Source organism: Streptomyces sp. CLV115 (assembly GCF_038448545.1).
GTDB lineage: Bacteria > Actinomycetota > Actinomycetes > Streptomycetales > Streptomycetaceae > Streptomyces > Streptomyces sanglieri.
Map to the genome: position 1 here is coordinate 1 of NZ_JBCEWQ010000148.1, position 21,537 is coordinate 21,537.

General features: G+C 69.7%; 21 protein-coding genes, 1 tRNA gene, 1 pseudogene and 1 riboswitch. Of the genes and pseudogenes, 14 read left to right on the top strand and 9 right to left on the bottom strand.

Features of this window, described 5'->3' with window-relative positions:
• Positions 1–318: 318 nt before the first annotated feature.
• Complete coding sequence (locus tag AADR41_RS33745) at positions 319–1,071, top strand: MBL fold metallo-hydrolase (protein WP_342285609.1); 753 nt, start codon at positions 319–321, stop codon at positions 1,069–1,071.
• A 79-nt stretch (positions 1,072–1,150) separates the two neighbouring features.
• Here the strand turns inward: AADR41_RS33745 and AADR41_RS33750 are convergent, their stop codons facing one another.
• Both AADR41_RS33750 and AADR41_RS33755 read right to left on the bottom strand, forming a co-directional pair.
• Positions 1,151–2,416 carry a PTS transporter subunit EIIC gene (locus tag AADR41_RS33750; protein WP_342285611.1) on the bottom strand — a complete coding sequence of 422 codons (1,266 nt, stop codon included), beginning with the start codon at positions 2,414–2,416 and terminating at the stop codon, positions 1,151–1,153.
• Between the two features lie 272 nt (positions 2,417–2,688).
• Positions 2,689–3,999 (bottom strand): PTS transporter subunit EIIC, encoded by a 1,311-nt coding sequence (locus tag AADR41_RS33755; RefSeq protein WP_342285613.1) that lies wholly within the window; start codon positions 3,997–3,999, stop codon positions 2,689–2,691.
• 222 nt (positions 4,000–4,221) lie between these two features.
• On the opposite strand from AADR41_RS33755, the gene AADR41_RS33760 reads away from it, so the two are divergent.
• From AADR41_RS33760 to rdgB, 4 genes are all read left to right on the top strand, one after another.
• Positions 4,222–4,455 (top strand): glucose PTS transporter subunit EIIB, encoded by a 234-nt coding sequence (locus AADR41_RS33760; RefSeq protein ID WP_014156020.1) that lies wholly within the window; start codon positions 4,222–4,224, stop codon positions 4,453–4,455.
• Positions 4,456–4,596: 141 nt separating this feature from the next.
• Positions 4,597–5,334 carry a ribonuclease PH gene (gene rph / locus AADR41_RS33765; protein WP_342285617.1) on the top strand — a complete coding sequence of 246 codons (738 nt, stop codon included), beginning with the start codon at positions 4,597–4,599 and terminating at the stop codon, positions 5,332–5,334.
• Positions 5,335–5,436: 102 nt separating this feature from the next.
• On the top strand, positions 5,437–5,823 hold the full coding sequence (locus AADR41_RS33770; RefSeq protein WP_342285619.1) for a hypothetical protein: 387 nt from the start codon (positions 5,437–5,439) through the stop codon (positions 5,821–5,823).
• A gap of 21 nt (positions 5,824–5,844) precedes the next feature.
• On the top strand, positions 5,845–6,447 hold the full coding sequence (gene rdgB / locus AADR41_RS33775) for an RdgB/HAM1 family non-canonical purine NTP pyrophosphatase (RefSeq protein WP_342285621.1): 603 nt from the start codon (positions 5,845–5,847) through the stop codon (positions 6,445–6,447).
• A 65-nt stretch (positions 6,448–6,512) separates the two neighbouring features.
• On the opposite strand, the gene AADR41_RS33780 is transcribed toward rdgB, so the two are convergent.
• The 4 genes from AADR41_RS33780 to bcp all read right to left on the bottom strand — a co-directional run bounded on the left by AADR41_RS33780 (position 6,513) and on the right by bcp (position 9,109).
• A tRNA-Leu gene (locus AADR41_RS33780) sits at positions 6,513–6,596 on the bottom strand.
• Positions 6,597–6,608: 12 nt separating this feature from the next.
• Positions 6,609–6,926: an HNH endonuclease gene (locus AADR41_RS33785; protein ID WP_342285633.1), complete on the bottom strand. Its 318-nt coding sequence runs from the start codon at positions 6,924–6,926 to the stop codon at positions 6,609–6,611.
• A gap of 15 nt (positions 6,927–6,941) precedes the next feature.
• Entirely contained in the window at positions 6,942–8,438 is a 1,497-nt protein-coding gene (proP, locus tag AADR41_RS33790) for a glycine betaine/L-proline transporter ProP (protein WP_342285622.1), read from the bottom strand.
• 203 nt (positions 8,439–8,641) lie between these two features.
• Positions 8,642–9,109 (bottom strand): thioredoxin-dependent thiol peroxidase, encoded by a 468-nt coding sequence (bcp, locus tag AADR41_RS33795; RefSeq protein ID WP_342285623.1) that lies wholly within the window; start codon positions 9,107–9,109, stop codon positions 8,642–8,644.
• A gap of 128 nt (positions 9,110–9,237) precedes the next feature.
• On the opposite strand from bcp, the gene AADR41_RS33800 reads away from it, so the two are divergent.
• The 3 genes from AADR41_RS33800 (at position 9,238) to AADR41_RS33810 (ending at position 10,458) form a co-directional block, all read left to right on the top strand.
• Positions 9,238–9,558 carry a DUF3618 domain-containing protein gene (locus tag AADR41_RS33800; protein WP_342285624.1) on the top strand — a complete coding sequence of 107 codons (321 nt, stop codon included), beginning with the start codon at positions 9,238–9,240 and terminating at the stop codon, positions 9,556–9,558.
• 60 nt (positions 9,559–9,618) lie between these two features.
• Positions 9,619–9,957: a GroES family chaperonin gene (locus AADR41_RS33805; RefSeq protein ID WP_030923137.1), complete on the top strand. Its 339-nt coding sequence runs from the start codon at positions 9,619–9,621 to the stop codon at positions 9,955–9,957.
• Between the two features lie 76 nt (positions 9,958–10,033).
• Positions 10,034–10,098: riboswitch (guanidine-III (ykkC-III) riboswitch) on the top strand.
• Between the two features lie 39 nt (positions 10,099–10,137).
• Complete coding sequence (locus AADR41_RS33810) at positions 10,138–10,458, top strand: DMT family transporter (protein WP_124723313.1); 321 nt, start codon at positions 10,138–10,140, stop codon at positions 10,456–10,458.
• Here AADR41_RS33810 and AADR41_RS33815 read toward each other — a convergent pair.
• A complete protein-coding gene (locus AADR41_RS33815) occupies positions 10,452–12,884 on the bottom strand; it encodes a transglycosylase domain-containing protein (RefSeq protein ID WP_342285625.1) in 2,433 nt (810 codons plus the stop codon). The genes AADR41_RS33810 and AADR41_RS33815 overlap by 7 nt on opposite strands.
• Positions 12,885–13,065: 181 nt before the next feature.
• On the opposite strand from AADR41_RS33815, the gene AADR41_RS33820 reads away from it, so the two are divergent.
• The 4 genes from AADR41_RS33820 to AADR41_RS33835 all read left to right on the top strand — a co-directional run bounded on the left by AADR41_RS33820 (position 13,066) and on the right by AADR41_RS33835 (position 16,561).
• Positions 13,066–13,866 carry an ABC transporter permease gene (locus AADR41_RS33820; protein WP_342285627.1) on the top strand — a complete coding sequence of 267 codons (801 nt, stop codon included), beginning with the start codon at positions 13,066–13,068 and terminating at the stop codon, positions 13,864–13,866.
• A gap of 70 nt (positions 13,867–13,936) precedes the next feature.
• Positions 13,937–14,764 (top strand): ABC transporter permease, encoded by an 828-nt coding sequence (locus AADR41_RS33825; RefSeq protein WP_342285634.1) that lies wholly within the window; start codon positions 13,937–13,939, stop codon positions 14,762–14,764.
• Between the two features lie 32 nt (positions 14,765–14,796).
• The gene (locus AADR41_RS33830) at positions 14,797–15,783 is read left to right on the top strand and encodes an ABC transporter ATP-binding protein (protein ID WP_342285629.1); all 987 of its coding nucleotides are present in this window, start codon (positions 14,797–14,799) and stop codon (positions 15,781–15,783) included.
• A gap of 61 nt (positions 15,784–15,844) precedes the next feature.
• Positions 15,845–16,561, top strand: coding sequence for a DUF1707 SHOCT-like domain-containing protein (locus tag AADR41_RS33835; RefSeq protein ID WP_342285630.1), 717 nt, complete (start codon positions 15,845–15,847; stop codon positions 16,559–16,561).
• 58 nt (positions 16,562–16,619) lie between these two features.
• Here the strand turns inward: AADR41_RS33835 and AADR41_RS33840 are convergent, their stop codons facing one another.
• On the bottom strand, positions 16,620–17,879 hold the full coding sequence (locus AADR41_RS33840) for an SGNH/GDSL hydrolase family protein (protein WP_342285631.1): 1,260 nt from the start codon (positions 17,877–17,879) through the stop codon (positions 16,620–16,622).
• Positions 17,880–18,025: 146 nt separating this feature from the next.
• Here AADR41_RS33840 and AADR41_RS33845 point away from each other — a divergent pair.
• Positions 18,026–19,390, top strand: a pseudogene (locus AADR41_RS33845) (DUF445 domain-containing protein); the annotation flags it as partial.
• A 9-nt stretch (positions 19,391–19,399) separates the two neighbouring features.
• Here AADR41_RS33845 and AADR41_RS33850 read toward each other — a convergent pair.
• A complete protein-coding gene (locus tag AADR41_RS33850) occupies positions 19,400–19,702 on the bottom strand; it encodes a hypothetical protein (RefSeq protein WP_342285635.1) in 303 nt (100 codons plus the stop codon).
• A 261-nt stretch (positions 19,703–19,963) separates the two neighbouring features.
• Here AADR41_RS33850 and AADR41_RS33855 point away from each other — a divergent pair.
• Positions 19,964–21,537 (top strand): MFS transporter (locus tag AADR41_RS33855; RefSeq protein WP_342285632.1); only part of this gene is annotated, 1,574 nt, incomplete at its 3' end.

Below are 21,537 nucleotides of genomic sequence, written 5' to 3' on the forward strand. Positions count from 1 at the left end.
GACCGGCCCGGGGTGATCGCGCTGCCCGCGGGAACCTCCACGGGGCCGACGCCCGCCACGCCCCCGCCCATCGGCGACCGCCGCGACGAGCGCGAGCAGCACGACAAGAACGAGCGCGATCCACCACCAGGACATGTCCATGCCCCGACCGTACCGGCGTCGGCGCCCCTTCCATCGAACCGGTGACAGAGCAGGTGAGTTCCCCCACAACGGACGGCCGTGGAGGAGCGACCGGCTGTTTCGCGCCTTACGCTCGACGGACCGCTCAACAGACCGCACGAACCCTCCCCGTTCCCACGTCTCGGAGGTTCACGCTCCATGAAGCTCACCGTCGTCGGCTGCTCCGGCTCGTTCCCGTCCGCGGGATCAGCGTGTTCGAGCTACCTCGTAGAGGCCGACGGCTTCAGGCTGCTCCTCGACATGGGCAACGGCGCCCTCGGCGAGCTGCAGCGCCATGTCGGTCTCTACGACCTCGACGCCATTTTCCTCAGTCACCTCCATGCCGATCACTGCATCGACATGTGCGCGTACTTCGTCGTCCGCTACTACCGGCACGACGGCGGACGCCCCGCCCCCATCCCGGTCTACGGGCCCGAGGGAACCGAGCAGCGGCTGACCACCGCGCACGCCGACACCCCGTCCGAGCACGCGATGGGCGAGGTCTTCGACTTCCACACGCTGAAGCCCGGATCGTTCGAGATCGGCCCCTTCTCCGTCCGCACGGAGAAGCTCTGCCACCCCGTCGACACCTTCGGGATCCGCATCGAGCACGGCGGCCGCTCGCTGACGTACTCCGGCGACACGGGAGTCTGCGAGGCCCTGGACGAACTCGCCGAGGGCGTCGATCTGTTCCTGTGCGAAGCATCGTTCATCCATGGCAAGGAGGACATCCCGGACCTCCACCTCAACGGCCGCGAGGCCGGCGAGACCGCCGCCAGGGCCGGCGTGGGACGCCTGGTCCTCACCCACATCCCGCCGTGGACCGACGCCGCCCGCAACCTGGCCGACGCCCGCGTGGTCTTCGACGGACCGGCGGAGGTGGCGGTGCCGGGGGCGGTGTACGAGATCTGAGGGCCGCCCCGTCGCGGACACGCCGAAGCCCTCACCTCCCGCCGGGGAGGTGAGGGCTTCGGCGTGTGCCGGGCGAGGCCTACTTCGCCTCGGCCTTGAGGAGCTCGGCGAGCTCCTCGTCCGACTCACGGCCCGGAGTCGGCAGGTTGAACTTGGTGATCGCGAAGCGGAAGACCACGTAGTAGATCACCGCGAAGCAGAGGCCGACCAGCACCAGCATCCATGGCTTGCTGGCGATGCCGAGGTTCAGGAAGAAGTCGACCGCACCGGCGGAGAAGCCGAAGCCGTCCTTCATGCCGAGGCCCCAGGTGAGGGCCATCGAGACACCGGTGAGCACCGCGTGGATCGCGTACAGCACCGGGGCGATGAACATGAAGGTGAACTCGATCGGCTCGGTGACACCGGTCACGAACGCGGTGAGCGCGAGCGAGAACATCATGCCGCCGACGACCTTGCGGCGCTCCGGGCGGGCGCAGTGCACGATGGCGAGGCAGGCGGCCGGGAGGGCGAACATCATGATCGGGAAGAAGCCGGTCATGAACTGTCCGGCCGTCGGGTCACCGGCCAGGAAGCGGTTGATGTCGCCGCTCTTGCCCTGGAACTCACCGGCCTGGAACCACGGGAACGAGTTCAGCAGATGGTGCATGCCGACCGGGATGAGCGCACGGTTGGCGACACCGAAGATGCCCGCGCCGACCGCGCCGGAACCGACCAGCCACTCGCCGAAGTTGTGCAGCCCGGTGCCGAGGACCGGCCAGATGTAACCGAAGACGATGCCGATGATCAGGCCCGCGAAGGCGGAGAGGATCGGGACCAGGCGGCGGCCGCCGAAGAATCCGGCCCAGGCGGGCAGCTTCGTCCGGTAGAACTTCTGGTAGAGCAGCGCGACGACGATGCCCATCACGACACCGCCGAGGACCTTGGCGTCCACCGGGGCGTCCGTCATGACGACCTTGCCGTCGACCACCGTCGCGACCTGGGGAAGGTTGCTGTCGGTGAAGGTGGCGAGCACCTTCTGGAAGACCAGGTAGCCGGTGACGGCGGCGAGCGCGGTCGAACCGTCCGACTTCTTCGCGAAGCCGATCGCGATGCCGACGGCGAACAGCAGCGCCATGTTGTCGAGGATCGCGTTGCCGCCCGCGGCCATGAAGCTCGCGATCTTGGTGACGAAGTCCGGGAACGAGTCCCTGCCGAGCATGTCGTTGTTGCCGAGACGCACCAGGAGCGCGGCTGCGGGCAGCACCGCGACCGGCAGCATGAGGCTGCGGCCGATGCGCTGCATGACCGACATCACGCCGGCACCCTTCTTCTTGGTGACCGCGGGTGCGGTGTCTGCCGTGGACATCAACTTCCTCCATGGGGCAAGGCGCCGCCCAGGTCGTTGACTGGGGGGGAGGCGGCGACTCTAGAAACGCGGCAGAGTGCCGCGTGGTCTGGACCACTCAGTGGTGTAGACCAGTTGTAGCACGGTGAGTGCGGGATAAGGAACCTGTACATTCCGACTACTTCGCATGAGCCATCACCCACGCTCGGTGACATGCAAAAGACCCCCGGACCGCATGGGTCCGAGGGCCTTCGGGGGCCGGCTCCGGGCAGGCCGGAAGCCCGTCCGAGCTGCTACTTCGTGAGGTTCCTCTCGATTTCCTCCTCCACCTCGTCGGGCTCGCGACCCGGTGTCTGGAGGTTGAACCTGGTGATCGCAAACCGGAAGATCACGTAGTACGCGGCGGCGAAGACCAGCCCGATCGGGATGATCAGCCAGGGTTTGGTCGCCAGGCTCCAGTTGATGACGTAGTCGATCAGACCCGCCGAGAAGCTGAAGCCGTCCTTCACCCCGAGTGCCCACGTCACCGCCATCGAGACGCCGGTGAGCACCGCGTGGATCGCGTACAGCAGCGGTGCGACGAAGAGGAAGGAGTACTCGATCGGCTCGGTGATGCCCGTCACGAACGACGTCAGGCCGACCGAGAGCATCATGCCGCCGACCGCCTTCCGGCGATGCGGTTTGGCGCAGTGGTAGATCGCCAGCGCCGCCGCGGGCAGGGCGAACATCATGATCGGGAAGAAGCCCGAGGTGAACTGGCCGGCCGTCGGGTCGCCCGCCAGGAACCGGTTGATGTCACCGTGCACGACCGTGCCGTCCGGCTTGGTGAAGTCGCCGAACTGGAACCAGACGAAGGTGTTCAGGAACTGGTGGAGGCCGATCACCAGCAGTGCGCGGTTGGCGAGACCGAAGATGCCGGAGCCCACCCAGTCCAGGTCCACCAGCCACTTGGAGAAGCTGGTCAGACCGTCACCGATCGGCTGCCACAGCCAGGCGCACAGGCCGGCGAAGAGCAGCCCGACGAAGGCCATGATGATCGGGACGAGCCGGCGGCCGTTGAAGAAGCCCAGCCAGTCCACCAGCTTGACCCGGTGGTACCGCTGCCAGAACCAGGCGGACAGCAGCCCCATCACGATGCCGCCGAACACTCCGGGGTTCTGGTACGCGGCCGCCGTGACCTTGGCGTCGCCGGTGACACAGGTGCCGAACCAGGTGCCGCCGGAGGTGAACGTCGAACCCGGGGCGCAGTCCACCGGGAAGGCGTGCAGCACCGCGTAGTAGACGAGGAAGCCGGCCACCGCGGCGAGCGCGGTCGAACCGTCCGACTTCTTCGCCATGCCGATCGCGACGCCGATGCAGAACAGCAGTGGAAGGCCGAGTCCCGAGTCGAGCAGCGCACCGCCCGCCGCCGCGAACACCTTGGCGATGTTGTTCCAGCCCAGGCCCTCGTCGCCGAAAACGTCCGGCTGGCCCAACCGGTTCAGAATGCCGGCCGCGGGCAGGACGGCGATCGGCAGCTGGAGGCTGCGTCCCATCTTCTGGAGACCCTGGAAGAGGCCGTTCCACCACGTCTTCTGTGGCACTGCGGCGCTGCTCGAACTCATCGGCATCCTCCCGGAACAAGGCGTGTTCGGCGGTCGTTGCAGACTGGTGTAGACCAGTTGAGGTACGGTGCGTAACCCGCCTGGAAGACAGGGCACCGGTGATCGTCATCATTGGGGACGGTCCAGCCACCCGCTCGCGAAGCTGGGCCAAACGTGCGTTACGGTGACGAAACGGACCCAGGGTGGGCCGTCGCACGCATGTGAAGAACCAGGGAGAAGGCCATGGCCAGCAAGGCTGAGAAGATCGTCGCCGGGCTCGGCGGTATCGAGAACATCGACGAGATCGAAGGCTGCATCACCCGCCTCCGCACCGAGGTCCACGACCCCAGCAAGGTCGACGAAGCCGCGCTCAAGGCCGCCGGGGCCCACGGCGTCGTCAAGATGGGCACCGCGATCCAGGTCGTCATCGGCACCGACGCCGACCCCATCGCCGCCGACATCGAAGACATGATGTGACCGGCCGCCCAGCCCTTCGCTGAGCCGGCCGCTCGGCACCGCACAGGCCCCGCCCACCCGGACGGGGCCTGCCGCGTACTCGAACGGGCACCGCCCCGCACCCGAACGGGCGCCGCCCCCGCACCCGATAAAGTCGACGCCATGTCTCGTATCGACGGCCGCACCCCCGAACAGCTCCGCCCCGTCACCATCGAACGCGGATGGAGCAAGCACGCCGAAGGATCCGTACTCATCTCCTTCGGCGACACCAAGGTCTTCTGCACCGCCTCCGTCACCGAAGGCGTCCCGCGCTGGCGCAAGGGCAGCGGCGAAGGCTGGGTCACCGCCGAGTACTCCATGCTGCCCCGCTCCACCAACACCCGCGGCGACCGCGAATCCGTACGCGGCAAGATCGGCGGACGCACCCACGAGATCAGCCGGCTCATCGGCCGCTCCCTGCGCGCCGTCATCGACTACAAGGCCCTCGGCGAGAACACCATCGTCCTGGACTGCGACGTCCTCCAGGCCGACGGCGGCACCCGCACCGCCGCCATCACCGGCGCCTACGTCGCCCTCGCCGACGCCATCGGCTGGGCCCAGCACAAGAAGATCGTCAAGCACGGCCGCAAGCCGCTGACCGACACCGTCTCCGCGATCAGCGTCGGCATCGTCGACGGCACCCCCCTCCTCGACCTCTGCTACGAGGAGGACGTCCGCGCCGAGACCGACATGAACGTCGTCTGCACCGGCGACGGCCGCTTCGTCGAGGTCCAGGGCACCGCCGAGGCCACCCCCTTCGACCGCAAGGAACTGGGCGCCCTCCTCGACCTGGCCACCGCGGGCTGCGCGGACCTCACCGTCTTCCAGAACGACGCCCTCGCCCGCACCCTGGGCGAGTAAAGAAGCAACCAAATACGCACCACAACGCGTCATTACGAACACGGGCGCACGGGTCGAACCGTGCGCCCGTCCGCGTATCCGCACCTGGAGAGGAACCGCACCATGGCCACCCGCCACCGCCGCATCACCGTCGCGCTGACCCTGACCGCCCTCACCCTCACCGCGACAGCCGGCTGCAGTGGCGTCGACAAGGCAGTCGACTGCGTCCGCACCGTCGACGCCATCACCACCAGCGTCGACAACCTCCAACAGGCCGTCTCCAACGCCACGAGCGACCCCACCCAGGCGTCCGAGGCCCTCGACGAGATCGAGAAGGAACTCGGCAACCTCGGCGACAAGACCGACAACGCCGACCTCGGCAAGGCCGTCGACGACCTGCAGTCCGGCATCGGCAACGTCCGCGACTCCATCGACAAGGGCGACGCCACCCCCGACATCACCCCGGTCACCGACGCCGCCGAGGAGATCGGCAAGGTCTGCATGCCCTGATCCCCCGCGATACTGGGTGACATGACCCGCCTCATCCTCGCCACCCGCAACGCCGGGAAGATCACTGAACTCCACGCGATCCTCGCTGACGCCGGCCTCACCCATGAGCTCGTCGGCGCGGACGCGTACCCCCACATCCCCGACGTCAAGGAAACCGGCGTCACCTTCGCCGAGAACGCCCTGCTCAAGGCCCACGCCCTCGCCAGGGCCACCGGCCTTCCGGCCGTAGCCGACGACTCCGGCCTCTGCGTGGACGTGCTCGGCGGCGCCCCCGGCATCTTCTCCGCCCGCTGGGCCGGCACCCACGGCGACGACCAGGCCAACCTGGATCTGCTCCTGGCCCAGCTCTCCGACATCGACGAGGCCCACCGCGCCGCCCACTTCGCCTGCGCGGCCGCCCTCGCCCTCCCCGACGGCACGGAACGCGTGGTCGAGGGCCGCCTGCTGGGCACCCTGCGCCACACCCCGGCCGGCACGAACGGCTTCGGCTACGACCCGATCCTCCAGCCCGAGGGCGAAACCCGCACCTGCGCGGAACTGACCCCGGCGGAGAAGAACGCGATCAGCCACCGGGGCAAGGCGTTCCGGGCGTTGGTGCCGGTGGTGCGGGAGCTGTTGGGGTGACGACGTCTCCGTGAACGTGACAGGCCCGGCCCACTACGGAAGCGGGCCGGGCCTGTCACTGGAGGTACGCGAGGAGGGACTCGAACCCTCACGCCGCTAGGGCACTGGTACCTAAAACCAGCCTGTCTAACCAATTCCAGCACTCGCGCGTCTCTGGCAGTCTACAAGGACAGGCTGTGCAGACCCGAAGGGTTATGCGGTGACTGATTCGGCAGGTCGCCGGTTCCGGCACCAAGTGTCAGTGAGGGACTGGCAGTTGGGCAGAGGTGGCGAAGGTTCTCGGGTCGGTTGTCGAGCCGGTCACCGTTGATGTGGTCGATCTGGAGTGTGAAGGGCTGTTCCGGCCACCTGCCTGGGTTGCCGCATGATTCACAGCGATACGGGACGCCGATCTCGCGAAGGGCGCGGTGCGGCGGAAAGATGTGGAATAGCCTGCACCGTTTCGGTTGCGGCTGAAGCGGCGCAGGCCATTCCGCCAGGTGGGGGTGGCCGGTTCAGAACTTCGGCTCGGGCGTCTGGGCCGCGCACAGTTCCGCCGCCTCCTCCTCCGTCTCCACCGAGGGCGGGGAGCCGGCCAGGGGTTTCCGGGCGGTTTCCTTCATGCAGGCCACGGCGATCACGCCGACCAGCGCCGCCGCCATCGCGTAGAAGGCCGGCATCAGGTTGCTGCCGCTCCAGCTGATCAGTGCCGTGATCACCAGGGGAGTCGTGCCGCCGAAGAGGGAGGCGGAGAGGTTGTAGCCCACGGAGAGCGAGCCGTAGCGGACCGGGGTGGGGAAGAGGGCCGGGAGAGCGGCGGACATCGTGCCCAGCATGCAGACCAGGGAGAGGCCCAGCATCAGCATGCCGGTCGTGATGGCGGGGATGCCGCCCTGGCGGATGAGCAGGAAGGCGGGGAGGGAGAGGAAGAAGAAGCCGAGCATGCCGGTCATCAGGAGCGGCTTGCGGCCGAAGCGGTCGGAGAGCCTGCCGACCTGACTGATGATCAGCATCAGGAAGACCATGACCGCGAGCAGGATGAGCAGGCCGTGGGTCTCGCTGTAGCCGAGTTCGTCGGAGAGGTAGGTCGGCATGTACGACAGCAGCATGTAGTCGGTGATGTTGTACGCGCCGACCAGGCAGATGCAGAGGATCAGCGTCGGCCAGTACTGCCGGAAGATCCTCGCGAGGTCGCCCTTGGCGGTGGTCTCGACGTGGTCGGCGGCCTCCGACGCGTGGACGGTGCCGCCCTCCAGCTTCTGGAAGGCGGGGGTCTCGTCCAGGCGCAGCCGCAGATAGAGGCCGACCAGGCCGAGGGGGCCCGCGACGAGGAACGGGATGCGCCAGCCCCAGGACTCCATCTGGCCGGTGTCCAGGACCGCGGTCAGCGCGGTGACGAGTCCGGCGGCGCCGACGTAGCCGGCCAGGGTGCCGAATTCGAGGAAGCTGCCGAAGTAGCCGCGGCGCTTGTCGGGGGCGTACTCGGCGATGAAGGTGGACGCGCCGCCGTACTCGCCGCCGGTGGAGAAGCCCTGCACCAGGCGGAAGAAGATCAGCAGCGCGGGGGCCCAGAGGCCGATGGTGTCGTGGGAGGGGATGACGCCGATGGCGAAGGTGCCGACCGCCATCAGGATCATGGTGAGGGCGAGGACCTTCTTGCGGCCGATCTTGTCGCCCATCGGCCCGAAGACCATGCCGCCGAGGGGCCGTACGAGGAAGGCCACGGCGAAGGTCGCGAACGAGGAGAGGAGCTGGGTCGTGTCGTTCCCGGACGGGAAGAAGACATGACCCAGGGTGACGGCCAGATAGGAGTAGATCCCGAAGTCGAACCACTCCATGGCGTTCCCCAGGGAGGCCGCCTTCACCGCCCGCTTGACCGCCCGGTCGTCGGTGACGGTGATGTCCGACCTGCGCAGCCTGGGGTTTCTCCGCTGCCGGATGGCCCGGAAGAGGGTCGGGTGGCGTTTGACCGCTTCAGGGTCGGCCGCCAGGTGGGGGTCGGAAGCCGCCATGGCCGGTCCTTTCCTGGTTGAGTGCTCCAGGACAGGCTTCTGCGCGGTCATGGCGGTCGCAAACCGGGGGGACGGTCGATTGGGATGTCCGTCACATGTTCCGGTCACATGTTTCGCACGCACACGACGGAATCACGCGCCGGAAACACGCGCCGGAATCAAGCGACGGGAACACGCGTCACGGAATCACGCGACGGGTGGGGTCAGATGCCGAGGTCCCTGATGATCTTGGCGACGTGGCCGGTGGCCTTGACGTTGTAGAGGGCGCGCTCGACCTTGCCGTCCTCGTCCACGACGATTGTGGAGCGGATGACGCCCGTCACCGTTTTGCCGTAGAGCTTCTTCTCGCCGAAGGCGCCGTACGCCTCAAGGGTCTCCTTGGAGGGGTCGCCGACCAGCGTGACCTTGAGGTTCTCCTTCTCGCGGAACTTGGCGAGCTTCTCGGGCTTGTCGGGGGAGACGCCGATGACGTCGTAGCCGGCACCGGTGAGCAGCTCCAGGTTGTCGGTGAAGTCGCAGGCCTGCTTGGTGCAGCCGGGGGTGAGGGCGGCCGGGTAGAAGTAGACGATGACCTTGCGGCCCTTGTGGTCGGCGAGCGAGATCTCGTTGCCGTCGGCGTCGGGCAGGGTGAAGGCGGGGGCGGTGTCGCCGGGCTGGAGTCGCTCGCTCATGGTTCTCCTCGGGTGGCACGTGGGGTGTACGGGACCGAGCGTAATAGGGGTGCCGCCGGGTGTGCGGGCGGTCGAGCTGACAGACTGTCGACGAAGGTTTACCGGACGAGGACCACGGAGGCGGCGCAGTGTCGGATGCCAGGACCCCTGCGCAGATCGAGGCGGACATCATCACCAGGCGTGAGCAGCTCGCGGTGGTGCTCGATGAGATCGGGGTGCGGGTGCACCCGGACACGATCATTGGTGACATGAAGGCGAAGGCCGCCGAGGCCGTCGACCGGACGGCCGGGCGGGCGTTCGTCGCGGTGAACCGGGCGGTGTCGGACGTGAGGGCACAGTTCGTCTCCGAGGACGGGGCTCCGCGTCTGGAGCGGGTGGTCCCGGCGGCGCTGCTCGCGGTGGGTGTCGTGGGTCTGGTCGTGGCGTCGAAGCGGCGCCGCAGGGGCTGATGCCGCGCCCGCGCACCCCGGAGGGGCGTGGCGCCGCCGCGGGCAGGTAGGTTGCGGGGCGTGAGCGAGAACACCGACGACAAACTGCCCATCCGCATGCTGCACGACCGTGTGCTGGTCCGGTCCGATACGCCCGAGGGCGAGCGGCGTTCCGGTGGCGGCATCCTCATCCCGGCGACGGCCGCGGTCGGCCGCCGGCTGGCCTGGGCCGTGGTGGTCGCGGTGGGTCAGAACGTGCGGACGGTGGAGCCGGGCGACCGGGTGCTGTACGACCCCGAGGACCGTGCGGAGGTCGAGGTGCGCGGGGTGGCGTACGTGCTGATGCGCGAGCGGGACCTGCACGCGGTGGCGGCCGACCGGTTCGAGGGGTCGGTGGATTCCACCGGGCTGTATCTGTAGCGGACTGCCGCGGCGGCGACGGCGGCAGTAGTGGTGGTGTGGCCTGGTGACCGGCGTCACCAGGCCCTTTGCGTGTTCTTTGCTACGGTGGTGTGACCCCGACGAGACGCGCCGTACCGGGCTTCGAAAAGACGACGCACCCGTGTTGTTCGCGTGTTCTGTCTCGTCGGAGGTGCCGTCATGGCCTGGGTTCTGCTTGTTGTCGCCGGTCTGCTGGAAGTGGCCTGGTCGATCGGGATGAAGTACACCGAGGGGTTCACCCGGCTCTGGCCGAGCGTGTTCACCGGTCTCGGGATCGTCGCGAGCATGGTGTTGCTGTCCCATGCGGCCCGGACGCTGCCGATCGGTACGGCGTACGGCGTGTGGGTGGGTATCGGTGCGGCCGGTGCGGCGGTGCTGGGCATGGTCGTGCTGAACGAGCCCGTGACCGCCGCCCGGATCTTCTTCGTCTGTCTGCTGCTGGTGGCCGTCGTCGGGCTGAAGGCGACCTCGGGTCACTGACGCGGGGCCGGGGTGCCCCGGGTGCCGGGGAGGAATGCGCTGCCTTCCCGGCCGCCGTTGCCGCCGCCCCCGGGCCCTTGCCCGCCGCCGTTCTCGCCGCCGCGCGGGCCGCCGTTGTCACCGCCGCCGTTCTGTGCGCCGCCGTTGTCCGTCGTGCCGTCGCTGGGGCTGCCGGTGCCGGTGCCGCCGGTCGCCGGTTCGCTGCTGCCGGGGGTCGCCGGGCTGCTGGGCGGGGTGGATCCGGGGGTGCTGGGCGGGGTGCTTGACGTGTTCTCGGAGGGTGTTCCGGTGTCCTGGGGGTTGGTCGCCTCGTCGGTGGGCGGGGCGGATTCCTCGGCGCCGCTTTCGAGTTCGAGGTCGAAGTCCGTGGCCGGGGTGGAGCGCAGGGCGGCCTCGGTGTACTGGGCCCAGGTCTGGGCGGGGGCGCCGCCGCCGTTGATGCGGGCGAGCCCGAGCGCCCCGTACAGCGGCTTCTGCACGCCGGTCTCGGGGTCCTGGCCCATGACGGCGATGACGGTGGTGAGGTCGGGGGTGTAGCCGGCGAACCAGGCCGCCTTGTCCTCCTCGGCGGTGCCGGTCTTTCCCGCGGCGGGGCGTCCGGCGGCCTGGGCGGCGGTGCCGGTGCCGCTCTCGACGACGCTCCGGAGGATCGAGGTCGTGGTGTCGGCGGCCTCGCGGCCGACCGCCTGCCCGGTGTGGCCGCCGTCGGGGAGTTCGAGGTCCTCGCCGCCCTTGGTGATCCGGTCGACGAGGAGGTAGGCGCCGTGCCGGCCGTGGTTGGCGAGGGTGGCGTACGCCTCGGTCATGTCGAGGACGCTGGCGGTGGCGACGCCGAGGGCGTTGGACGGGTACGCGGTGAGGTCGGGGGTGTTCTTCGGCAGGCCGAGGTCGATGGCGGTCTGTCTGACCTTGCCGGGGCCGACGTCCTCGGCCATCTGGGCGTAGACGGCGTTGACGGACTTGTCGGTGGCGGTGGAGACGGTGATGGGCCCGTAGTCGATGTCGTCCTCGTTGGCGGGGGCGTAGCCGGTGGGTCCGTCGGGGCCCTGGACCATGCGTTTGTTGGTGCCGTCGTAGACGGTGTTGGGGGTGATGCGCCGGCCGTCCTGGGTGGTGGAGCGGTTGGCGACGGCGGAGGTGAAGACGAAGGGCTTGAAGGTGGAGCCGACCTGGTAGTCGCGGCGGGTCGCGTTGTTCACGTACTGCTTGGTGTAGTCGACGCCGCCGTACATGGCGACGACACGGCCGCTGCCGGGGTCGATGGAGGCGCCGCCGACGCGTACGTTGCGGTCGGCCTTGCGGTCGGGGCTGGTCTGGGACATGACGTTGTCGTCGACGGCCTTGACGAGGGCGTCCTGTTTCTTCTTCTCCAGGGTGGTGGTGATCCGGTAGCCGCCGGTGGCGAGGGTGTCCTCGTCGATGACGTCGTTGCCGGTGAGGTAGTCCTCGACGGCCTGGACGATGTAGCCGCGCTGTCCGGAGAGCCCGGTGGACGGCTTGACCTTGCCGGGTACGGGGAACTTCATGGCGGCGCGTTCGGCCGCGCCGAGCCACTTCTCCTTGACCATGCCGTCGAGTACGTAGTTCCAGCGCCCGAGGGCGGCGGCCTTGTTCTGGGGATGGACGACGACGTCGTAGGCGCTGGGGGCGTTGAGCAGCGAGGCGAGGTAGGCGCCCTCGGCGGTGGTGATCTCGCCGATGTCCTTGGAGTAGTAGGCCTGGGCGGCGGCCTGGATGCCGTACGCGTTGCGGCCGAAGTAGCTGGTGTTGAGGTAGCCCTCGAAGATCTGGTCCTTGGACTCCTCGCGGTTGAGCTTGACCGCGATGAAGAACTCCTTGGCCTTGCGGACGAGGGTCTGTTCCTGGCCCAGGTAGTAGTTCTTGACGTACTGCTGGGTGATCGTCGAGCCGCCCTGTTTGCCCTTGCCGGTGAGTGTGTTGAAGGCGGCGCGGGCCATGGCCTTGAGGTCGACGGCCCGTTCGGAGTAGAAGCCGCGGTCCTCCGCGGCGAGGACCGCCCGCTGGACGGTCAGCGGGACCTGGGCGAGCTTGACGTTCTCCCGGTTGACCTCGCCGGAGCGGGCGAGGACGCTGCCGTCCTTGTAGAGGTAGACGTTGGACTGGGCGGTGGCGCTGGCGTTGGCGGGCGGGATGTCGACGAGTTCGTACCCGGCGATGAAGCCGCCGATCAGGAGCAGCGCGACGACGAGGACGGCGCCGAGGACCATCCGCCAGGTGGGGACGGCACGGCGCCATCCGGTGCGTCTGGGGCGCTTGGGTTTCTTCGCTGTCCCGCCGCCACTTCCGTTTCCGGGATCGCCGCCCGGTCCGCCGGACGCTCCGGTGGTGCCGTGGGCAGCCGGATCCCTGGGGGCCCAGCCCCGGGGCTCGTGTTCCCCGTTCGGCTGCTGTGGCTCGTCGCTCATGTCCGTGCAGACTCCTCGGCCGCGGTCAGTTCCCCCATAGTGCCCTTTTCTGGGGAATAAGCGCCGGATCGACCCCGAATCGGCCCCCGAAAAGCGGTCGCGGCGGCTGTCCCCGCTGGACTAAGGTCTTGCGCTTTGGTGTCCAAAGCCGTTGGGCACCCGGCGATCGGGGGTGTGTGCGGTGCGGCTTTACGCGGTGGTGGCGGCGGGACAGTTCCGGCGCTACGCCACCTACCGGACCGCCACGGCGGCCGGGGTCTTCACCAACACCGTCTTCGGGTTCATCCTGGCGTACACCTATGTGGCGTTGTGGGACGAGCGTCCGCAGCTCGGTGGCTACGACATGTCGCAGGCCCTCAGCTATGTCTGGCTGGGGCAGGCGCTGCTGATGACCTGTTCCATGATGGGCGGCGGTTTCGAGGACGAGCTGATCGAGCGGATCCGGACCGGCGACATCGCGGTCGATCTCTACCGGCCCGCCGATCTCCAACTGTGGTGGCTGGCGGGCGATCTGGGCCGGGCCGCGTTCCATCTGCTGGGGCGGGGCATCGTGCCGATGCTGGTGGGTTCGCTCGCCTTCGATCTGGCGCTGCCCTCCTCGCCGGGAGTCTGGCTTGCCTTCCTGGTGTCGGTGGGGCTCGGCGTCGTGGTGAGCTTCGCGATCCGTTATCTGGTGGCGCTCTCCGCGTTCTGGCTGCTGGACGGGGCGGGGACGGCGCAGATGGCCTGGCTGGCCGGGATGTTCTTCTCCGGGATGCTGCTTCCGCTGACGCTGTTCCCCGGGGTGCTGGGGGACGTCGCGCGGGCGCTGCCGTGGTCGTCGCTGCTCCAGGTGCCGGTCGATGTGTTCCTCGGCAAGTACCCGGGCTGGGAGCTGGTGAGGGCGTACGCCTTCCAGGCCGGCTGGGCGCTGGCGCTGCTGCTGGTGGGGCGGATGGTGCAGTCGGTGGCGACGAGGAGGGTGGTGGTCCAGGGTGGCTGACACGACCGGTGCGGTGGAGGTGGCCGGGGCGGCGGACGGTCCTGGCGGCCGTCCCGGCCACTGGCCCGACGTGGTGTTCGCCGAGCGGCCCCGGTTCGTCGAGGGGGTCAGGGCGTACGGGCTGATCGCGATGATGTGGCTGCGCTCGACGATGGCCTACCGTGCCTCGTTCGCCATGACGGCGTTCGGGAACTTCGCGGCGACCGCCTTCGACTTCGTCGCGATCCTGCTGATGTTCTCGCACGTGGACCGGCTGGGCGGCTACACACTGCCCGAGATCGCCCTGCTGTACGGGGTGTCGGGCACCGCGTTCGGTCTCGCCGATCTGTTGCTGGGTTCGATGGACCGGCTGGGCGCGCGGGTGCGTGACGGCACGCTGGACACGTTGCTGGTGCGGCCGGTCCCGGTGCTGGCCCAGGTGGCGGCGGACCGGTTCGCGCTGCGCAGGCTGGGGCGGGTGCTCCAGGGGGTGCTGGTGCTGGGGTACGCGCTGGTGGCACTGGACATCGAGTGGACGCCGCTGAAGGTGGCCCTGATGCCGATGATGCTGCTGAGCGGGGCGGCGGTCTTCGGGGCGCTGTTCGTGGCGGGGGCGGCGTTCCAGTTCGTCGCGCAGGACGCCTCGCAGGTGCAGAACGCCTTCACGTACGGCGGGAACACTCTGCTCCAGTACCCGCCGTCGGTCTTCGCGAAGGACCTGGTGCGCGGGGTGACGTTCGTGGTGCCGCTGGCCTTCGTGAACTGGCTGCCCGCGCTGTACGTGCTGGGCCGGGACTATCCGCTGGATCTGCCGGTCTGGGTGGCGTTCCTGCCCCCGGTGGTGGCGGGTCTGTGCTGGCTGCCGGCCGGGCTGGGCTGGCGCTCGGGGCTGCGGGCGTACCGCAGTACAGGAAGTTGATCCACCACTACGAACGGGACAGGTCACCGGACATGGACGCGGAAACCCCCTCCGGCTTCATCGAGCTCGACCAGGTGGAGAAGGTCTTCGACGTGCGTCGCAGGACCGGATTCATGCGCAGCGAACGCCGGCGGGTACGGGCGGTCGATTCGATCAGCTTCCGCGTCGCGCGCGGCGAGATGGTCGGTTACATCGGTCCGAACGGTGCCGGGAAGTCGACCACGATCAAGATGCTGACCGGGATCCTCACCCCGAGCGGAGGCCGGCTGCGGGTGGCGGGCATCGACCCTTCGCGGGAGCGCACGAGGCTGGCGCACCGGATCGGTGTGGTCTTCGGCCAGCGCACCACGTTGTGGTGGGATCTGCCGCTGCGCGACTCGTACCGGCTGATGCACCGGATGTACCGGATTCCCGACGCGCGGTACCGGGAGAACCTGGGCCGTTGTGTCGAACTCCTCGACCTGGGCGAGCTGTTGGACGTTCCGGTGCGGCAGCTGTCGTTGGGGCAGCGGATGCGCGGTGACATCGCGGCGGCGCTGCTGCACGATCCCGAGGTGCTGTATCTGGACGAGCCGACGATCGGGCTGGATGTCGTCTCCAAGGCGAAGGTCCGCGGCTTCCTGCGGGATCTGAACGCCGAACGCGGCACGACGGTGCTGCTCACCACCCATGATCTGACGGACATCGAGCAGCTCTGCAAGCGGGTGATGGTGATCGACCACGGCCGTCTGATGTACGACGGGGCTCTCGCCGGTCTGCACGAGGTGGGGGAGAGCGAGCGGACGCTGGTGGTCGATCTTGAGCGCCAACTGCCGCCGATCCGGCTGGAGTCGACGCCCTCGGTCCGTACGGTGAAGGTGGAGGGCCCGCGGCAGTGGCTGGCCTTCCCGGCCTCGGAGTCGGCCGCCCCACTGGTCGCCCGGATCGCCGCGGACTACCCGTTGGTCGACCTCTCGGTGCGGGAGCCGGACATCGAGGCCGTGATCGCGAAGATGTATGAGTCGGCCACCGGCATGTAGGGCTGGGACGGACGTACGGACGTTCAATAGGCTGCGCGGTATGACAAGTGACCTTCCGGAAATGCGTGCTTCCGATTCCGAGCGTGAGCGTGTCGCCGAGACCCTGCGCGAGGCGGTTGCCGAGGGCCGGCTGGAGATGGCGGAGTTCGAGCAGCGGCTCGAAGCGACCTACAAGGCCCGTACGCACGGGGAGTTGGAGCCGCTGGTACGGGATCTTCCGGCGCCGGGCGCAGCGGTGGCCCCGGTGGGGGCGGCCCCGGCGCGGACCGGATCGCAGAAGCGGTGGGCGGACCGGATCGGCAAGCCCGCGACGTCCAGCGGCGCGTTCGCGATGTGGGGCGGATTCGGCCGGCGGGGGAACTGGACGGTGGGCCGCAAGTTCACCGCGTTCGCGATGTGGGGCGGCGGCGAGATCGATCTGCGCGAGGCGAATTTCGAGGACCGCGAGGTGGTCATCCGCTGCATCACGATCATGGGCGGGATCCAGGTGACGGTTCCGCCCGAGCTGAACGTGGACGTCCGGGGCTTCGGCTTCATGGGCGGTTTCGGGGAGCGCTCGAAGGACGAGGGCGTTCCGTCGCCGGACGCCCCCCGGGTGCGGATCACCGGCTTCGCGCTGATGGGCGGCGTCGGTGTGGAGCACAAGCGGAGCAAGGCGGAGAAGCAGCGGCAGCGGGATGCGGAGCTGGGGCGGCTGCGGGAACGGCAGCAGGAGCTGGACGGGGAGCACGGGAGGGGACGCGGGCGTGGCCGGCTGGAGAAGGGTCCGTCGGACTGAGCCGCCCCGTCCAGCCGTTCGTCCAGCCGTTCGTCGTGCCGCCCGTCGGAGCCGAGCGTCAGAGCTGGTCGGACCGGGGCTGCTCGTACGCCGGAGTCGGCAGGTCCACCAGCGAGCCCAGCTGCCGGTAGCCCGCGTCGTTCAGGTGGAGGTGGTCGCCGCTGTCGTGGGCGGGCAGGAGCCGTGTCGGGCGGTGGGGGTCACGGGCCGCCGCGTCGAAGTCGATGACGGAGTCGAAGATCCCGCCCGCCCGGATCAGTGCGTTGACCCGTTCCCTTACGCCGTTGCTCGCGGGCGTCCAGGTGGGGTACCCCTCGTACGGCATCAGTGTCGCCCCGACGACCTGGAGTCCGCGGGCGTGGGCGCGCAGGGTCATGGCGCGCAGGCCGTCCGCGATGCGCTGCGGGTCGGTCTCCTGCGGGGACTGCTGCACGTCGTTGATGCCGAGCGCGATGACGACGGTCTTCACTCCGGCGACGTCCAGCACGTCGCGGTCGAAGCGGGCGCTCGCCCGTACGCCGTGTCCGTCGCGTCCGTCGCGCAGGATGCGGTTGCCCGCGATGCCCGCGTTGGCCACCCCGTACCGGCCGCCCAGCCGGTCGGCGAGGACATCGGGCCAGCGGCTGTTCGTGTCGAGGGAGGAACCGGTGCCCGCGGTGAGCGAGTCGCCGATGACGGCGATCGTCCCGGCGGCGGTCCGGGTGTGCACGTCGACCGCGGTGAGGTAGCGCCAGCCGTCGGTCCGCCGGGTGCCCCACGCGGTGTCCACGTACGACGTCTGGTGGCTGCGAGGGTGGACGGTGACGGGCCCCCGGGCGGTGGGGGTGCGCAGGGTGACCACCAGGTCGGAGTCGGCGGCGACCGGGGTCGCGACCGGGTCGCTGACGACCTGCCCGCCGGCCGCCACGGTCACGGTGCGGGCGCCCGCGAACGTCACCGGGCGGGTGTTCACGGTGACGCGGTCCATGACCAGCGGGCGGGTGCCGAAGGCGTTGGAGAGGGTGATGCGGGCCGCGTCGCCGCCGATGCTGGTGTGCACGACGTTACGGATGGTGCGCCGGTTGAGCGCGCTGCTGTTGTAGGAGTCGACGACCCCGGTGACGGGGGCCGCCGTCCACGTCGCGGCCCAGAGGCCGGTGGAGTGCGCGGCGGCGGCCGGCGTACGGGCCAGGGAGCGCGGGTCGGGTACGGCGATCTGCTGCGGCCGGGCGCCGGAGCCGGAGAACAGCAGGGAGCCGGCGAACGCCACGGCGGCGGCGAGGGCGGCGGTGCCCGCCACGAGGGCGATGAGCAGGGCGTACCCCTGGCGCCTGGGCATGGGCGGTGTGTCTCCTCATGATCAATCGGACTGATCCCATGATGGATCAGGGCTTCGGGAACTCGACGTGCGGCCCGGGAGTAGGTCAGGCAGGGACAATGCGTACGGGACACCGGGGGCGAGGCGTACGCGGACGGGTGGAGCGGATGGAACGGAACGATCGGACCGGAGCCGGAGCCGGAGCCGGAGCCGGGGCTGAGGCCGGGGGCGAGGCTGCGCGGCAGCAGGAGCGTGCCGGGGCGCGGGCGCCCGGCGGCCGGCCCGCCCCACTCGCCTCGTTCGCGTACACCGCGGCCGACGAGGAGAAGCGGCGCGGTGTGCGCCGGATGAAGACCACGGCGACGGGCCTCCTTCTGCTGGTCGCGCTCGTGTACGTACTCGCCACCTGGGCGAAGAACGCGGGTGTGGGCGGCTGGCCGGGCTTCGTCGCCGCGGCCGCCGAGGCGGGGATGGTCGGTGCGCTGGCCGACTGGTTCGCCGTCACGGCGCTGTTCAAGCGTCCGCTCGGCCTGCCGATCCCGCACACCGCCATTATCCCCACCAAGAAGGACCAGTTGGGAGCGTCGCTGGGTTCCTTCGTCGGTGAGAATTTTCTCTCCGGTGATGTCGTGCGGGGCCGTATCCACGCGCTCGGTGTCGGCCGCCGCGTCGGTGCGTGGCTGGCCGAGCCGGAGCACGCGGACCGGGTCACCGCCGAGCTGTCGACCGCGTTGCGCGGGGCGCTGACGGTGCTGCGGGATTCGGATGTGCAGGCCGTGGTGGGCGAGGCCATCACCCGGCGGGCCGACGCGGTGGAGATCGGGCCGGGCCTCGGCAAGATGCTGGACAAGATCGTCTCGGACGGCGGCCACCGCAGGGTGGTGGACCTGATCTGCGTACGCGCCCACGACTGGCTGGTGCTGCACGGCGATTCGGTGATGGACGCGGTGCAGGGCGGGGCCCCGGGCTGGACGCCGCGGTTCGTCGACAAGCGGATCGGGGAGCGGGTCTACAAGGAACTGCTGCGGTTCGTCACGGAGATGCGGGACATGCCCGGGCACCCGGCGCGTGCTTCGATCGACACGTTCCTGACCGACTTCGCGGCCGACCTCCAGACGGACTCGGACACCCGGGCCCGGGTGGAGCGGCTGAAGTCGGAGATCCTGGGACGCGCCGAGGTCCAGGACGTCATCGCCTCGGCCTGGTCGTCCGTACGCACGATGATCATCGCGGCGGCGGAGGACGAGCAGAGCGAGCTGCGGCTGCGGGCGCGGGCCTCGCTGATGGCGCTGGGGGCGCGGTTGGCGACGGACGAACGGCTGCAGGCGAAGCTGGACGGCTGGCTGGAGGACGCGGCGGTCTATGTCGTCACGACCTACCGCACGGAGATCACCTCGCTGATCAGCGACACGGTCGCGAGCTGGGACGCGGACCAGACGTCGAAGAAGATCGAGGCGCACATCGGCCGCGATCTCCAGTTCATCCGGATCAACGGCACGGTGGTGGGCGCGCTGGCGGGGCTGCTGTGCTTCGTATGTGCTTCAGGCGGCCCGGCGGGTGACCGCCCACGACGCGGCGGCCATGCTGCCCGCCACGGCGAAGACGGCGGGCCAGGCGCCGACCTTCTTGGCCAGCGGGTGCGAACCGGCGAACGCCGCGACGTACGCCGTGGTCAGCCCGACGGCCGCACGCGGCCCGGCCTGCCGGTTCCACTGGTACGCGGCGGCCGTGCCCGCGGCGGCCAGTGCGGCCCCGCCCAGCGGCCGCTTCCCGGTCCATCGCGCGACGGCGTACCCGCCGACCAGCCCGCTCGCCGCCACCGCCGCTGCCGGAACCTTCGCCATCGCAGCCACCTTCGCCTTCTCGTCCGTGTCGTCCGGACCCTGAGCCCGGGGCTTCGAGGCTAACGCGATGTCCGGGATTCCGGTCGCCGAGGGGGTGCACAAGCGTTTACCCTGGGGGTGAACACGCGTGCACCCCCCTGCGTCGTGCCTTCCGCACGTCTGAGCCGTGCCCTCCGCACCGGCCGCCCGGCGCAGCCGCACGCCGCCCCGCACGCCGCCAATCGCACGACGCCCCAGCCGCCGAGCACCGTACGGAGAGCCATGCCAGCGGACATACCCGCCCCGACCACCGGCACCACGACCACCGCCACCCGGGCGCCGCATCCCCGCTTCGCCGTCGGTGTGCTGGCGTTCTGCGGTGTCGTGGTCGCGGTGATGCAGACGATCGTCGTCCCGCTGCTCCCGCACATCCCGGCCCTCACCGGCGCGACCCCGGCCGCCGCGAGCTGGCTGGTCACCGTCACGCTGCTCACCGGCGCCGTCTTCACGCCCGTCCTGGGCCGGGTCGGCGACATGTACGGCAAGCGCCGGGTGCTCGTCGCCTCGCTGCTGGTGCTGGTGGTGGGTTCGGTGCTGTGCGCGGTCAGTTCGCACATCGGGGTACTGATCACCGGCCGCGCCCTGCAGGGTGCGGCGCTCGCCGTCCTGCCGCTGGGCATCAGCATCCTGCGCGACGAACTCCCGCCCGAGCGGGTGCTGTCCGCCGTGGCGCTGATGAGTTCGACGCTCGGCATCGGCGCGGCGATCGGGCTGCCGGTCGCCGCCCTCGTCGTCGAGAACTTCGACTGGCACACCATGTTCTGGGTCTCGGGTGCGATCGGCGTCATCGACATCGTGCTGGTGCTGTGGTGCGTACCGGAATCCCCGCGACGCACCCGTGGCCGCTTCGACGCCCTCGGCGCGCTGGGGCTGTCCGGGGCCCTGGTCTGTCTGCTGCTCGCGGTCACCCAGGGCGCCGGCTGGGGCTGGACCTCGGGCCGTACGGTCGGCCTGCTGGTGGCGGCCGTCGTCGTGGCGCTGATCTGGGGCGCGTACGAGCTCCGGGTGGTCTCACCCATGGTCGACCTGCGAGTCTCGGCCCGCCCCGCGGTCCTGCTCACCAACATCGCCGCCCTGCTGATCGGCTTCGCCTTCTACGCGAACTCCCTGGTCACCGCGCAGATGGTGCAGGAGCCGAAGGAGACGGGTTACGGGCTGGGCGCCTCGCTCGTCGTCAGCGGCCTGTGTCTGCTGCCGGGCGGCGTGATGATGGTGGTGCTCTCACCGGTATCGGCGCGGATCTCCGTGAAGTACGGCCCGAAGGTCAGCCTGGCGCTGGCGGCCGGGGTGATCGGCTCCGGTTACGTGGTGCGGTACTTCACCAGCCACAACCTCTGGCTGATCATCGCGGGCGCCACGGTCGTCGCCTCGGGCACGGCCATCGCGTACTCGGCACTCCCCGCGCTGGTCATGCGCGGCGTCCCGGTGAGCGAGACCGGTGCGGCCAACGGCCTCAACACACTGATGCGGTCGATCGGGCAGGCGTTCTGCAGCGCGACGGTGGCGGCGGTCCTCGCCAACATCACGTTCCGGGTGGGCGGCAGAACGGCCCCGACGCTCCACGCGTACCAGCTGGTCTTCCTGATCGCGGCGGGCGCGGCACTGGCGGCGCTGCTGGTCACCCTGTGCCTGCCGGGCGGCGGTGCCCCTGCGACGGGAGCAACAGGAGCGACGGGCGACAGGGGAGCAACGGGCGACAAGGGAGCGACGAGCAACAAGGGAGCGACGGGCGGGACTGGCGAGGCGGGCGAGACCGTTGGGGCGGGCGGGACCGCTGGGGCGGGTACGGTCGAAGG

Coding starts and splice junctions, on each gene's coding strand:
- AADR41_RS33750 (WP_342285611.1), bottom strand. CDS start 2,416: ATGTCCACGGCAGACACCGCACCCGCGGTCACCAAGAAGAAGGGTGCC.
- AADR41_RS33810 (WP_124723313.1), top strand. CDS start 10,138: ATGGCCTGGGTTCTGCTTGTTGTCGCCGGTCTGCTGGAAGTGGCCTGG.
- rph (WP_342285617.1), top strand. CDS start 4,597: ATGTCTCGTATCGACGGCCGCACCCCCGAACAGCTCCGCCCCGTCACC.
- AADR41_RS33745 (WP_342285609.1), top strand. CDS start 319: ATGAAGCTCACCGTCGTCGGCTGCTCCGGCTCGTTCCCGTCCGCGGGA.
- AADR41_RS33755 (WP_342285613.1), bottom strand. CDS start 3,999: ATGAGTTCGAGCAGCGCCGCAGTGCCACAGAAGACGTGGTGGAACGGC.
- AADR41_RS33835 (WP_342285630.1), top strand. CDS start 15,845: ATGCGTGCTTCCGATTCCGAGCGTGAGCGTGTCGCCGAGACCCTGCGC.
- bcp (WP_342285623.1), bottom strand. CDS start 9,109: ATGAGCGAGCGACTCCAGCCCGGCGACACCGCCCCCGCCTTCACCCTG.
- proP (WP_342285622.1), bottom strand. CDS start 8,438: ATGGCGGCTTCCGACCCCCACCTGGCGGCCGACCCTGAAGCGGTCAAA.
- AADR41_RS33815 (WP_342285625.1), bottom strand. CDS start 12,884: ATGAGCGACGAGCCACAGCAGCCGAACGGGGAACACGAGCCCCGGGGC.
- rdgB (WP_342285621.1), top strand. CDS start 5,845: ATGACCCGCCTCATCCTCGCCACCCGCAACGCCGGGAAGATCACTGAA.
- AADR41_RS33830 (WP_342285629.1), top strand. CDS start 14,797: ATGGACGCGGAAACCCCCTCCGGCTTCATCGAGCTCGACCAGGTGGAG.
- AADR41_RS33840 (WP_342285631.1), bottom strand. CDS start 17,879: ATGCCCAGGCGCCAGGGGTACGCCCTGCTCATCGCCCTCGTGGCGGGC.
- AADR41_RS33850 (WP_342285635.1), bottom strand. CDS start 19,702: ATGGCGAAGGTTCCGGCAGCGGCGGTGGCGGCGAGCGGGCTGGTCGGC.
- AADR41_RS33770 (WP_342285619.1), top strand. CDS start 5,437: ATGGCCACCCGCCACCGCCGCATCACCGTCGCGCTGACCCTGACCGCC.
- AADR41_RS33760 (WP_014156020.1), top strand. CDS start 4,222: ATGGCCAGCAAGGCTGAGAAGATCGTCGCCGGGCTCGGCGGTATCGAG.